This window comes from Grimontia sp. AD028, assembly GCF_000973155.1.
Lineage (GTDB): Bacteria > Pseudomonadota > Gammaproteobacteria > Enterobacterales > Vibrionaceae > Enterovibrio > Enterovibrio indicus.
In genome coordinates this window covers 44,514-58,913 of sequence record NZ_LASY01000034.1, presented here as the reverse complement: position 1 = coordinate 58,913, position 14,400 = coordinate 44,514, and the positions used below count along the sequence as shown (strand labels likewise).

5 protein-coding genes are annotated in these 14,400 nt (G+C 51.3%); 2 read left to right on the top strand and 3 right to left on the bottom strand.

What is annotated here, in order from left to right; translation table 11 throughout:
• Positions 1-5 precede the first annotated feature (5 nt).
• The 3 genes from gltB (RN22_RS08515) to gltB (RN22_RS08505) all read right to left on the bottom strand — a co-directional run bounded on the left by gltB (RN22_RS08515) (position 6) and on the right by gltB (RN22_RS08505) (position 10,930).
• Positions 6-4,472 carry a glutamate synthase large subunit gene (gene gltB, locus RN22_RS08515; RefSeq protein ID WP_046303919.1) on the bottom strand — a complete coding sequence of 1,489 codons (4,467 nt, stop codon included), beginning with the start codon at positions 4,470-4,472 and terminating at the stop codon, positions 6-8.
• A 448-nt stretch (positions 4,473-4,920) separates the two neighbouring features.
• Positions 4,921-6,390, bottom strand: a complete 1,470-nt coding sequence (locus tag RN22_RS08510) for a glutamate synthase subunit beta (protein WP_002540420.1) — start codon at positions 6,388-6,390, stop codon at positions 4,921-4,923.
• Positions 6,383-10,930, bottom strand: a complete 4,548-nt coding sequence (gene gltB, locus RN22_RS08505; protein ID WP_046303918.1) for a glutamate synthase large subunit — start codon at positions 10,928-10,930, stop codon at positions 6,383-6,385. Before gltB (RN22_RS08505) ends, RN22_RS08510 begins: the two co-directional genes overlap by 8 nt.
• A gap of 573 nt (positions 10,931-11,503) precedes the next feature.
• Here gltB (RN22_RS08505) and RN22_RS08495 point away from each other — a divergent pair.
• Both RN22_RS08495 and RN22_RS08490 read left to right on the top strand, forming a co-directional pair.
• Complete coding sequence (locus RN22_RS08495; protein ID WP_046303916.1) at positions 11,504-12,430, top strand: TIGR01212 family radical SAM protein; 927 nt, start codon at positions 11,504-11,506, stop codon at positions 12,428-12,430.
• A 131-nt stretch (positions 12,431-12,561) separates the two neighbouring features.
• A complete protein-coding gene (locus RN22_RS08490) occupies positions 12,562-14,322 on the top strand; it encodes a GGDEF domain-containing protein (protein ID WP_046303915.1) in 1,761 nt (586 codons plus the stop codon).
• The last annotated feature ends 78 nt before the right edge of the window (positions 14,323-14,400 follow it).

Here is a 14,400-nt window from a genome sequence, read left to right as displayed (position 1 = left end):
CTCCGTTACTGCGCCTGAACACGCAGCTCAGCTGCGCTTCGGCTTTGGTGACCCAGCAGGGAACGCACGTCCGCTGATTTCGGCTTCACCAGATAGAATTTACTGATCCATTGTTCAAAGTCCGCGATAATTTCCTGAGCGCGGCTGGAGCCGGTCAGTTCGAGGTGTTGATCAATCAGACCACGGAGGTGTTCCTGATGGATAGCCAAATTGTCGAGTGACAAGGCTTCGACCAGTTCTGGATTGACGCGACCGGCAAAGTCTCCCGCTTCATCAAGCACATAAGCAAAACCGCCTGTCATGCCTGCGCCAAAGTTCACGCCGGTATGGCCAAGAATGGCCACGATGCCGCCTGTCATGTATTCACAGGCGTTATCGCCTGCGCCTTCGACGACGGCTTGTGCGCCAGAGTTACGTACCGCAAAACGCTCGCCGGCTTTACCAGCAGCAAAGAGCTTGCCGCCCGTTGCACCGTAAAGACAGGTGTTGCCTACGATGGTAGATGCGTGGCAATCGAAGGCTGAACCGACGGGCGGCTTGATCACTATATTACCGCCTGCCATGCCTTTGCCGACATAGTCGTTGGCATCACCGGTCAGGGTAAGGTTAACGCCACCGGCGTTCCAGACCCCGAAAGATTGGCCAGCTGTACCCTGAAGGTTGATTTCAAGTGGTGATGCCGCCATGCCCTGGTTACCATAACGTTTAGCAATGGCTCCGGAGAGAGATGCGCCCACCGAGCGGTCGGTGTTTCGGATGTCGAGATACGCGCTGGCCGAGCGGCGCTCTTCAATCGCCTTTTCAAAGGTTTCCAGCAGCTTCTGGTTAAGTTCCGCTTTATCAAACGGTGCGTTTGGCTCACTCCAGAATACGCTTTTACCCGGTTTTGGCTGCGGGCTTTCCAGAATGTCTGAAAGATCCAGCTTGAGCTGTTTGGCGGTGAAACCGTCGACCGCTTCGAGCAAGTCGGTGCGGCCAATCAGGTCAGTGAGTTTCTCAACGCCAAGCTCTGCCATCAGTTCACGCACTTCTTCGCCGAGGCCTTTGAAGAAGTTCATCACCTGCTCTGGCAAGCCTTTGAAGTATTCGCGGCGCAGGGTATCGTCCTGCGTTGCTACACCGGTCGCACAGTTGTTGAGGTGACAGATACGCAGGTACTTACAACCCAGCGCAACCATTGGTGCGGTACCAAAACCGAAGCTTTCAGCCCCCAGAATAGTCGCTTTGATGATATCCAGACCGGTTTTCAGACCGCCATCAACCTGAAGGCGGATCTTGTGGCGAAGGCCATTGGTGACCAATGCCTGCTGGGTTTCAGCAAGGCCAAGCTCCCAAGGGCTACCCGCGTATTTCACGGAAGTTAGTGGGCTTGCGCCGGTACCACCGTCGTAACCAGAGATAGTGATAAGGTCCGCATACGCTTTCGCAACACCGACTGCGATGGTGCCCACGCCAGGTTCAGAAACCAGCTTGACGGAAACCAGTGCGTCAGGGTTTACCTGCTTCAAATCGAAAATCAGCTGCGCCAAGTCTTCAATCGAATAGATGTCATGGTGCGGCGGTGGTGAAATCAGGGTCACACCTTGCACCGAGTGGCGAAGACGCGCGATTTCAGCCGTGACTTTATGGCCAGGTAGCTGTCCACCTTCACCCGGCTTCGCACCTTGTGCCACTTTAATTTGCAGCACATCAGCGTTAGTCAGGTAGTGTGGTGTCACACCGAAACGACCCGAAGCGATTTGTTTGATGCGTGAGTTGCGCTCTGAGTTAAAGCGACGTGGGTCTTCACCACCTTCACCTGAGTTGGAGTTACCACCCAGACGGTTCATCGCAATCGCCAGGGCTTCGTGCGCTTCTGGACTCAATGCACCAATTGACATGGCAGCCGAGTCAAAACGTTTGAAGAGCTCTGTTGCTGCTTCCACTTTCTCAAGAGAAATTGGTTTGTCGGCAGCTTTCAACGTCATCAAGTCGCGCAGTGACGAGACTGGACGGCTGTTGACAGTTTCTGCGTAGGTTTTGTAATCCATCGCTTCGCCGGAGCGAACCGCAGATTGAAGCGTGTTGACCACGTCCGGGTTATAGGCGTGGTATTCACCGCCGTGGACATACTTCAGCAAACCGCCGTGCTCGACGGGCTTACGTTTCAGCCATGCTCTGCGCGCAAGGTTGTGTAAGTCCTGCTGGAAGTCAGAAAAATCTGCGCCTTGGATGCGGCTGGCGACGCCTTTAAAGCAAAGCTCAACCACATTGTTGTTCAGGCCAACAGCTTCAAACAACTGTGCACAGCGGTAAGAGGCCATGGTCGAAATACCCATCTTTGACATGATCTTGAACAGGCCTTTGTTGATGCCGTTTCTGAAGTTCAGCATCGCATCACCCATGGATTTCTGGATGACACCTTTCTCGACCATCTTGCCAATGGATTCGTAAGCGAGGTACGGATATACCGCTGTCGCACCGAAACCAAGCAGCACTGCAAACTGGTGTGGGTCGCGGGCAGAGGCGGTTTCAATCACGATGTTGGCATCACAGCGAAGCTGCGCGTCCACCAGACGTTTCTGAGCTGCGCCCACTGCCATTGCCGCAGGAATCGGCAATTTGTCTTTCGAAATACCGCGGTCGGACAGAACAACAAGTACAGTGCCGTCGCGTACTACGCGCTCAACCTGATCGCACAGATCGACAATCGCTTGCTTGAGATCTTTCTCATTTGGGTCGAAGTTGATGTCGATGATGCTGTTGCGATAATGCTCATCATCCAGCTCCAACAGCTGAACCATATCGGAATACAGAAGCACCGGGCTCTTGAACGCAACACGTTGGGCGTGGCCATCGGTTTCTGAGAACACGTTCATTTCACGGCCGATACAGGTCGCCAGCGACATCACGTGATTTTCGCGTAGTGGATCGATTGGTGGGTTGGTGACCTGAGCGAACTTCTGACGGAAGTAGTCAGCGACATGGCGTTCTTTCGAAGAAAGCACTGCCATTGGGGTATCGTCACCCATGGAACCTGTGGCTTCCTGACCGATGTCACCTAGTACGCGAAGTACCTGATCCTGCTCCTCACTCGAAACGCCAAACAGTTTCTGGAATACATGCAGCTCATCGTCATCCATGCCGCGCTGGCCGGAAGAGTCTTCTGCTTGCAGTTCTTCAAACGGTGTCAGGCGCTTAACATTTTTGTCCAGCCATTCTTTGTAAGGGTGGCGGCTTTTCAGATCGTTATCGATATCGGCAGAATGCCAGATCTCACCTTCGAAGGTGTCAATAACCAGCAGTTCGCCCGGTCCAACACGACCTTTTTCCGCTACTTCATCCGGGGCGTAATCCCAGATACCGACTTCGGATGCCAGCGTAATGAGTTTGTCTTTTGTCACCACATAGCGGGCAGGGCGAAGACCATTACGATCGAGGTTACAAGCGGCATAACGTCCGTCGGACATTACGATGCCAGCAGGGCCATCCCACGGCTCCATGTGCATGGAATTAAAATCGTAAAATGCGCGCAGATCCGGGTCCATGTCTGGGTGGTTCTGCCATGCAGGTGGCACCAGCATTCGCATCGCGCGGAAGAGATCCATACCGCCGGCGAGGAAAACTTCCAACATGTTGTCGAGGCTGGAGCTGTCAGAGCCGGTTTCATTCACAAATGGGGCGGCCTGTTTCAGATCAGGCAGCAATGGTGAATTGAACTTGTATGCACGGGCGCGCGCCCATTGGCGGTTACCTTCAATGGTATTGATTTCGCCGTTGTGGGCGAGATAACGGAAAGGCTGTGCCAGCGGCCACCTTGGGGTGGTGTTGGTTGAAAATCGCTGGTGGAACAGACAGATAGATGCCTCAAGACGTAAGTCTGCCAAGTCTAAATAGAATCTTGGCAGGTCTGCTGGCATGCACAGGCCTTTGTAAACAATGGTGCGCGTTGACAGGCTGGTGATGTAGAAATCCGGGTCGTCCGCGAGCGCTTTCTCAGCGCGACGACGGGCGATATAGAGACGACGCTCCAAATCGCGGGCACGCCAACCTGCGGGACCATTGATGAACACTTGCTCAATGTTCGGTACAGAGCTGGCGGCGATTTCACCCAGTACATCTTCGTTGGTTGGCACTTCACGCCAGCCCACGATAGAAAGGGTTTCGGCTGCGATTTCCTGTTCGAAGATCTCCTTAGCGCGTTTCGCTTTAGTGGGATCTTTACTCAGGAAAATCATACCTACACCGTAGAGCTTACTGAGGGTCCAGTTGTTCTCTTCAGCGATGATTCGGAAAAAGTTATCGGGCTTTTGAAGTAATAAGCCGCAACCGTCACCGGTTTTCCCATCAGCGTTAATTGCGCCTCGGTGGGTCATCCGGTCCAGTGCGGAAATTGCGGTTCGGACAAGTTTGTGGCTGGCTTCACCCTCGGTATGAGCGATCAGGCCAAAGCCGCAGTTGTCTTTCTCCAGCATTGGGTCATACAGCGACATTGCAATTCTCCCTTGCGACTGCGTTACGCAGCGACTGCAGTTTTTCATGCCGTCCTGGCATCTGATTTTCAGTGGCCTCCCTTCCTGGGAGTGTGTTTTACCGAAAAATCAGTTTCGATTTTACGTATACCCATATGGCCTGAACTTTGTTGCGTCAGGTCACATGGGTATGCGAGCCAATCAACTTATCCGTTAATGATGAAGAGGTCAAATTTCGTCACATTACATTAACTTTGGCGATTAACAGCTATATATGTCGAAAGCACTGCCTACATGCAGCATTTTATGGCGGTTTTTTTAAGTCTGTCGCAGAGATTAACTTGGTCTATCTGGGGGCTTATTTATGAAAAGCTTTCAATTTTTGGTCGGTGAAGCTTTTATGTGGGCTCAAAACGAAAAAAGCCAGCCGCAGAGGGCTGGCAAAACTGGAAGATAACACTCGTTATTTTTATGCGGAGAGCATCAGTGAGTCCGCTTTGGCCTCGAGGTTGGTGCCGCCCATCAGATATGCATCGATAGAGCGGGCACATTCACGGCCTTCATTGATACAACGTACGACCAATGACTGGCCTGTACGCATATCGCCTGCAGCGAATACACCTTTCTGGTTGGTCTGGAAGTCCTGTGTTGCAACATTGCCGCGGTCATCCAGTGCCACATCAAGTTGTGCCAGCACACCGTGTGGTTCTGGGTGCAAGAAGCCCATCGCCAGGAATGCCAGATCACAAGGGATTTCACGCTCAGAGCCTGCAACTTCTTCGAAGGTTGGACGCTCACCAGGTGCTGCGTCTTTCCATACGATGTCAGCCATGCGCAGTGCTTTCACGTTGCCGTTTTCGTCGCTGATAAACTCTTTGGTCAGAATGTTCCAGTGACGTTCACAGCCTTCTTCGTGAGAAGTCGACGTGCGCAGGATCATTGGATACTGAGGCCAAGGCATATTCGCAGGGCGCTTCTCTGGTGGGATCGGCATGATTTCCACCTGCGTAATGCTTGCTGCACCATGACGGTTTGATGTGCCCACACAGTCAGAGCCTGTATCACCACCGCCGATAACCACAACGTGTTTGCCTTTGGCGTGGATTTCCTCAGTTTTTAGATCCATTCCGTTTGCACGGCGGTTGTTCTGACCCAGAAATTCCATTGCAAAGTGCACGCCTTTGAGCTCACGGCCCGGGATTGGCAGGTTGCGTGGCACAGTAGAACCACCTGTCAGGAGTACTACATCGTAGTCCTGACGGATTTGCTGAGCGTTAACATCAACGCCAACATGGGCGTTGACTTTAAACTCGATGCCCGCTTCAGCCATCAGGCTGATTTTACGGTCAATCACGTCCATACCCAGCTTGAAATCTGGGATACCAAAACGCAGTAGGCCACCGACTTTTTCATCACGCTCAAACACAGTCACAGAGTGACCAGCGCTGTTGAGCTGCTCAGCCGCTGCAAGACCTGCAGGACCTGAACCGATGATCGCCACTTTCTTACCTGTGCGGGCCGTCGGGGTTTTTGGCTTGGCATAACCTTCGCGGTATGCTGTTTCCACGATGGTTTTTTCAATGTTACAGATGGTGATTGGATCCTGGTTAATACCCAGGACACAAGAGCTTTCACATGGAGCCGGGCAAACCCGGCCAGTGAACTCTGGGAAGTTGTTCGTTGAACTCAGAATGTTCCAAGCTTCTTCCCAGCTGTCGCGGTAAACCGCGTCGTTAAACTCTGGAATAATGTTCCCGATAGGACAACCGTTGTGACAGAAAGGCACACCACAGTCCATACAGCGGGAAGATTGCTCGTTAATTTTTTCGCCAAACTCGTCGTTCAGTACAAATTCCTTATTGTCCTGAATACGAACGGCAGGGTCTTTTTTGGCCGGCAGTTCACGGCCAAATTCTAGAAATCCGGTTGGCTTACCCATTTACAGCCTCCACTTCTTCCTTGTTAGCGGCTTCTTCTTTGCGTTTTTGCAACACAGCTTTGTAGTCGCGTGGCATGACTTTGACGATAGACTTGAGGTTCTCTTCAACATTCGCAAGGAACGTTTCAGCAACCGTACTGCCTGTCAGAGCATGGTGCTTGCTGATCATTTCTTTCAGCAGTGCGATGTCTTCTTCATCCAGCGGATCCAGATCCACCAGCTCAGGGTTGAGTTTGGATTCGAAGTCATTGAACTGATCCCAAACGTAAGCCACGCCACCACTCATACCCGCAGCGAAGTTACGGCCAGTTTGACCCAGAACAATGGCAATACCGCCGGTCATGTATTCACAGCCGTGGTCACCGATACCTTCGACAACCACTTTCGCACCTGAGTTACGTACACAGAAACGCTCACCGGCTACACCGCGGATGAAGGATTCGCCCGAGGTTGCACCGTAGAAACAGACGTTACCGACAACGATGTTGTCTTCAGCAATGATGTCGCTCTTCGCGTCTGGGTAAAGTACCAACGTACCGCCAGACAGACCTTTACCCCAGTAGTCGTTCGCATCACCTTCAACGGTGAAGTTCACGCCTTTTGCAAGGAAGGCACCGAAGCTTTGACCGGCAGAACCTTTGAACTTCACGCTCATTGCTTCTGGCAGACCCTGGTCCTTGTACACTTTCGAAATTTCATTCGACAGCATGGTACCGGCGCTACGGTCGGTGTTTACAATCGCGAACTCAGCATCGACTTTACGACCTTCTTTCAGTGCGCTGGATGCGGCTTCAATCAGGCGGCGGTCAAGCACGGTTTCCAGACCATGGTTTTGCTCGCGCTGGCAGTACATTGCATCGCCTTCACGTGGCTCTTCTTTGTAAAGAACAACGTTGAGATCCAGATTCTGGTATTTCCAGTGACCAACATCAGAGCGAACTTTCAGGTGCTGTGACTGACCCACCATCTCGTTGATAGAGCGGTAACCCAGCTCAGCCATGATTTCACGCAGACCTTCAGCCATATAGGTGAAGAAGGTGACGATGTCTTCTACGCGGCCATCGAAGCGCTCACGTAGTGTCTTGTTCTGGGTAGCGATACCAACAGGACAGGTGTTGAGGTGACACTTACGCATCATGATACAGCCTTCAACAACCAGTGCTGCCGTTGCTACACCCCACTCTTCAGCACCCAGCAGAGTTGCTACTGCAAGGTCACGAGGGGTTTTCATCTGGCCGTCAGACTGAACCACGATGCGGTTACGCAGACCATTTTTCAGCAGTGTCTGGTGTGTTTCAGCCAGACCCAGTTCCCATGGCAGACCTGCGTGCTTGATTGAAGACAGTGGTGATGCACCGGTACCGCCGTCGAAGCCAGCAATCAGAACCACGTCTGCTTTTGCTTTGGCTACGCCTGAAGCGATGGTGCCGACACCCGCTTCAGAAACCAGCTTCACGTTCACACGTGCTTTACGGTTTGCATTCTTCAGGTCATAAATCAGCTGTGCCAAGTCCTCGATAGAGTAGATATCGTGGTGTGGCGGTGGCGAAATCAGACCAACCCCTGGGGTGGAGTGACGGGTGCGACCAATCCAGTCATCAACTTTGTGACCTGGAAGTTGACCACCTTCACCTGGCTTCGCGCCTTGCGCCATCTTGATCTGAATTTCATCAGCATTGGCAAGGTAGTAAGAAGTAACACCGAAGCGGCCAGAAGCTACCTGTTTGATAGCAGAACGTTCCCAATCACCATTTTCTTTCTTGTCAAAACGGACTGGGTCTTCACCGCCTTCACCGGAGTTAGACTTAGCGCCGATACGGTTCATGGCAATCGCCAGCGTAGAGTGCGCCTCATGAGAGATAGAACCAAAGCTCATTGCACCTGTCGCGAAACGCTTCAGGATGTTCTCAACTGGCTCAACTTCGTCCAGAGGAATGCTGCCAGCAGGGTTCTTCACGAAATCAAACTGGCTACGCAGAGTTGCAGCATCATCGCCTTGGCTGTCTACTGCATGGCAGTATTCTTTAAACTGCTTTTTGTCCTTGTTGCGGGTGGAGTTTTGCAGCAAGTGGATAGTCTCAGGGTTGAACAGGTGCTTCTCACCACGTTGTTTCCACTGATAAACACCACCTACGTCCAGCATTTGGACAGGGATTTCACGCGTTGGGTAGCCCAGACGGTGACGAACCAATACTTCTTTCGCGATATCGTCAATCGACAGACCCTGAATTCGGGAGACGGTGCCGGTGAAGTATTTGTCGACCACTGCTTTGCTGATACCCAGCGCTTCAAAAATTTGCGCACCATGGTAAGACTGCAGGGTTGAGATACCCATCTTCGAGAAGATTTTCAAAAGGCCAGCGTTGATCGCTTTGCGGTACTGTTCAAACAGCACATCCACATCCGCTTCCGGATCCAGCTTCTTCTTACGCTGCAAATCCACCAGCGTTTCGTAGACGAGGTACGGGTTAACAGCATTCGCACCGTAGCCAACGAGTGTGGCGAAGTGATGGGTTTCACGCGCGTCACCGGTTTCAATCACGATGTCGGCTTTCGCACGCAGACCTTTGCGGATCAGGTGGTGGTGAACCGCACCTACAGCCAGCATCGCTGGGATAGCAGCGTGGTTAGAGTTGACTGCACGGTCAGTCAACAGGATGATGGAGTAGCCATCAACCACGGCATCTTCCGCGTATTGACAGATGCGCTTCAACGCACGCTCAAGCTTGCCTGGCTCACCGCTGGCACGGAATACGATATCCAGTGTTTTTGCTTGCAGGTGATCGTTGTCAACCGCACGCAGTTTTTCCAATTCAGCATTGCTCAGTACTGGCGATTCCAGCTCAACTTTGCGGCAGTGAATAGGCGATTCGGTCAGCAGGTTCTGATCTTTACCCAGATACGTTTTCAGCGACATTACCATGCGCTCACGGATTGGGTCGATTGGCGGGTTGGTAACCTGCGCAAACAGTTGCTTGAAGTAGTTAGACAGGTGCTGGGATTGGTGCGAAAGCACCGCCAGTGGCCAGTCAGCACCCATAGCGCCTAGTGCTTCTTTGCCGTCTTTTGCCATAGGAACGATGATTTCGTTCACTTCTTCAGAGGTCACACCGAATGCTTGTTGATGATGCAGAAGACGCTCAGGAGACGGCTGATGATGTTTAGTATCTGCTTCTGGCAGCTTATCAATGTGCAGCAGGTTCTTCTCAACCCACTCCTGATATGGCTGTGCAGAAGCGATTTCGTTCTTCACTTCTTCATCAGAAATGATGCGGCCTTGCTCAAGGTCCGCTACGAAGATACGGCCAGGCTGCAGGCGACCACGGAAGTGAATGTTTTCCGGCTCAATCTCTACCACACCTGACTCAGATGCCATGATGAGGTAATCGTCTTTAGTGACTGTATAGCGGCTTGGACGCAGACCGTTACGGTCGAGAGTCGCACCTACTTTCACACCATCAGTGAAACAAACAGACGCCGGGCCATCCCACGGTTCCATGATGTTTGCGTGGTACTGATAGAAAGCACGCAGCTTTGGATCCAGGTTCGCATTCTCTTGCCACGCTTCCGGTACCATCATCATCAGCACGTGTGGCAGGCTTCGACCACTTAGAACCAGCAGTTCCAGCGCCATATCGAAGTTTGCAGAATCCGATGCGCCTTCCTGACACACTGGCAGCAGCATTTTCAGCTCCTGGTCTGTGAACAGGTCTGATTCCAGCAGGGCTTCACGCGCTTTCATCCAGTTCAGGTTACCGCGAACGGTGTTGATTTCACCGTTGTGTGCGATGTAACGGAAAGGTTGTGCCAAACGCCAGCGAGGGAAGGTGTTGGTCGAGAAGCGCGAGTGAACCAGCGCCAGCGCCGTTACCATTGACGGGTTCTGCAGGTCGAGGAAGTACTGAGGTACTTGCTCGGTGGTCAGCTGGCCTTTGTAAACCAGTGTCTTTGCAGAGAAAGAGTTGATATAGAAGTCGTCGCCAATGTTTGAGACGCTTTCCAGGCACACGCGCACTGTGTAGTTACGCAGTACAAACAGTTTACGTTCGAGCTCATCAAGAGACAGGCCGACACCGCCTGTGACAAAAGCATGCTCGAACTGAGGTTCTGTGCTCAGAGGATCTGCACCGATCATAGAGTTGTCGGTTGGCAGAACACGGTAGCCAATCACTTCGAGATCGAGGCGTTTGGCATTACGCTCGAAGATTTCACGGCACTGCTGGCGTTTGTTCTCGTCTTTCGGGAACAGCATTACACCAACACCGTATTTGTCAGCTGCCGGCAGTTGAATACCTAGCTTACGGGTTTCTTCGAGTAAGAATTCATGGGGTTTTTGTAAAAGAATACCTGCACCGTCACCACTACATGGGTCACAGCCCTGGCCGCCACGGTGTTCCATGCGCGCCAGCATATCAAGTGCCTGAGTAACAATCGCATGAGACTTTCTGTTCTTCAGGTGGGCAACGAAGCCGATACCACAGGCGTCGTGTTCCATTTCGGGCACATAAAGTCCCTCGGTGCGTAGCACTGAATCAGTCATGTTTACGTCCTTCCAGTTGACACAAATGCAGGGGGAGCATTTGTCTTCCCTTGCTGTACCTGTTGCGGGCACAGCTGAGCGGTCGCCAAGTTTGAATCCACAAAATGTGTTTATTCGCGGCAACCAAGCCCGATCACTGCCTAAAAGCAGTAACCATCTCCTTTTGCAATTCTATGCAGAAATGCTGCGTTTTTTGTAATTACCCATATAACACACTAAAGCATGGCGCTATTTGGCGAATTTTATTGCTCACAATTTGGACGCAGCTGTAGCTATCCTACATTTTCGGAAAATTAATTACCATAAAAAGTTGCACTTTGATTGCTATGCAAACGGTTCCGTTAGACTGAATTTTTATTTCAAATGAATAAAAATTCGCCATAAGGGTAATTCAATGAATATGTAGGAAGTGGGTGAGAAGTGTGACTTTTCAATGTGTAAAAGAAATGTAATAAACTTTCAGTTTGTTGATGAAAACTTAATCCAATATTGATTTGATCGAGGTTTTCTCTTTTTGTCGGATGTTAGGATCGCGCGCTTTTTACCTCTATCCAACTTTTCGGGCGGTCGACGATGGAACTTCATCAACTGGTGAATACCTTTGGTCAGGATTTACAACGCAGGTATGGCGAAAAAGTTCACAAACTCACTCTGCATGGCGGTTTCAGTTGTCCTAATCGGGACGGTACGTTAGGAAGGGGCGGATGTACCTTCTGTAATGTGGCCTCGTTTGCCGATGAAACGGCGCAACAGTTGTCTGTCACCACGCAGCTTGCTCAGCGAGCAACGGAAGTAAACAGAGCTAAGCGTTATCTGGCTTACTTTCAGGCTTACACCAGTACTTATGCGGAAGTGGAAAAGCTCAAAGCCATGTATGAGGAGGCGTTGAAAAGCGCAGACATCGTTGGCCTTTGTGTAGGAACCCGACCTGACTGTGTGCCAGATGCCGTGCTTGATCTTCTTGCCCAATATAAAGAACAGGGATTCGAGATTTGGTTGGAACTTGGTCTGCAAACAGCCAACGACAACACGTTAAAACGCATCAATAGAGGTCATGATTTTGCCTGTTACGATGCGGTAACCCGAAAGGCGCGTTCTTTAGGGCTAAACGTTTGTACGCATCTGATCGTCGGTTTGCCCGGAGATACCAAAGCCGATCACATCAATACGATTGATAAGGTGATTAAGACGGGAACCGATGGCATTAAACTTCACCCACTACATATAGTAGAGGGGTCGGTGATGGCAAAGGCTTGGCGGGCAGGGCGACTTGATGCAATTTCACTTGACGATTATGTCGAGAGTGCATCTGAAATGATCTTGCGTACACCGGCAGAGGTGGTTTATCACCGTGTTTCTGCTAATGCTCGCAAGCCTACCTTGCTGGCGCCTGAATGGTGTGAAAACCGCTGGCTCGCGATGACAGGCATAGCTCGAGCGCTGAATGTGAAAGGCGTTCAGGGTAGCTTGACGAGTCGGCCATTTCATTTTCCTCAATAATGTGACCAACGTTTGATACCTCGCAAAATCAATGAGGGCTATTCGTTTTCTTTCATAACCGTGTGGCAAGATGAAGCGTGATTTTTATTCAAAAAATGCTTCTTCAGGGATGACGGGCAAGAGGTGGAAGGATGATTGATTGGTTACCGGTAGCCTCGTTATTGCTATTGGTAGGTTTTTTATTGGGAATGGTCTGGGTTTCCCATCGCCGAGTGATGTCGATGAAAACCTGGCAACTCTATCTAGCCAATCTCCATTCTCCAAAAGCAATTATCAACCATAAAGACGGAAGCATCTTGTATGCGAACCGCAGTTTTGTGCGTCTGTTTAATGTCGAATCGCGTGGACACAAGTTCCGCATTCGTGGGGAGCGCGAACAAGAAACCATTAACGCGCTATTGGCATCGCGCCGCTGGCCCCATCCTTTTGTTGAAATGACGGCAGATTTTCGCGCCGTTTCTGATCATCGTACTCCCCGTCATGCCCGTTTCTCCGGCCTGCCCGTTTGGTGTGGCGGACAACGGATATGGATTGTCTCGCTGGAACCCAAATCTGAAGCTGTGTATAGCGAGCCGTTTGCTGAAAACGACAGCCAGATATTCCGGAGTGTTATTAACTCTCTGTCTGAATTGATCTGTTTTCAGGATAAAGAAGGGCGCATTGTGGGCTCAAACCTGGCTTACGACAGGTTCTGGAAAGGGCGGGAACAGGAAGGCCTGATTTTCTCCGCTGACGGTAGCACTCGAGGAAGACGTACACAGCAAAGCTGGACGACGAATCCTAATGGTGACAGTTGTCTGCTGGAATCTAATCAGACTGTACTGCTTGATGACGAAAACAGCATATTCGGTACGCTGAGCATCAGCCATGATGTGACCAACTGGCACATGATGCGACAGTCGCTGGAGCAAGAGATTGAAGCTCGTCAGGAAGTTGAGCAGCAGCTCAAAAAACACAGTAATGTGCTGACCTCCATCTTTAAGGCCAGTCTGGATCCGATTGGCATCTACAACAAAAACTATGAGTTCCTGGGAGGAAATGCGGCCTTTGCAGAAGCAATGAGTGCCCCGCATGATGATCTTGAAGGCGAGAATGCTGAAGATCTGATGGAACCGGAGGTGCTTGCGCAACATCGTAAGATTGACGTTCCTGTGCTCGAAAACGGCGACACAGTGAAATACGAAGATTTGGTGATGAAGCGTGATGGCACCATGGTGTGGTATGAACTCACCAAAACCCAGTTCTGCGACCCGACGGATGACACCATTGGTGTGCTGGTGATTGCCCGTGACGTCACAGAGCGTAAAGCCACCCAGCAGCAGCTGGCGGACGCCATCATGGAGCTGGAAGAGCTGAGCTTTGTCGATGGCCTGACCAAGGTGGCAAACCGACGCAGCTTTGACGAGCAACTGGTGAAGATGTGGCACTCGCACATCCGTGAACAAGAGCCGCTTTCGCTGATCCTCTGTGATATCGACTACTTTAAGCCGTACAACGATAACTATGGTCATCAGCAGGGGGATGAAGCGCTACGACGGGTGGCTGATGTTTTCCAGCGTGTTATCCGTCGTCCATTGGATGCGGTGGCCAGGTATGGTGGGGAAGAATTCGCGATTCTTCTCCCCAACACCACTGAGCATGGCGCGCTGGTGGTGGCTCAAAATATAGCCGACGAACTGAAAACTGCAGGACTTCCTCACGAGTTTTCCAAAGTGGCTGACAAGATCACCCTCAGCCAGGGGATTGCGACGCTATATCCGGTTGCCGGGCAGGACTATGGCGACTTAGTCTCTTTGGCCGACCGAGCACTGTACAGTGCGAAAAATGCCGGAAGAAACCAAGTGGCATCCAGCCAGTCACTGCAAGAAGCGCCGTTATCGGCCAATGCATAATTCTTAATACTAAATTTGTCGAAGGGGCGGAGTAATCTGCCCCTTTTTCTTTAGCTTCTCCGTCCCCAGCGTTATTAT

Bases quoted from the DNA above. Each gene is read 5' to 3' on its own strand.
- RN22_RS08495 (WP_046303916.1), top strand. From the start codon at position 11,504: ATGGAACTTCATCAACTGGTGAATACCTTTGGTCAGGATTTACAACGC.
- RN22_RS08490 (WP_046303915.1), top strand. From the start codon at position 12,562: ATGATTGATTGGTTACCGGTAGCCTCGTTATTGCTATTGGTAGGTTTT.
- gltB (WP_046303918.1), bottom strand. From the start codon at position 10,930: ATGACTGATTCAGTGCTACGCACCGAGGGACTTTATGTGCCCGAAATG.
- gltB (WP_046303919.1), bottom strand. From the start codon at position 4,472: ATGTCGCTGTATGACCCAATGCTGGAGAAAGACAACTGCGGCTTTGGC.
- RN22_RS08510 (WP_002540420.1), bottom strand. From the start codon at position 6,390: ATGGGTAAGCCAACCGGATTTCTAGAATTTGGCCGTGAACTGCCGGCC.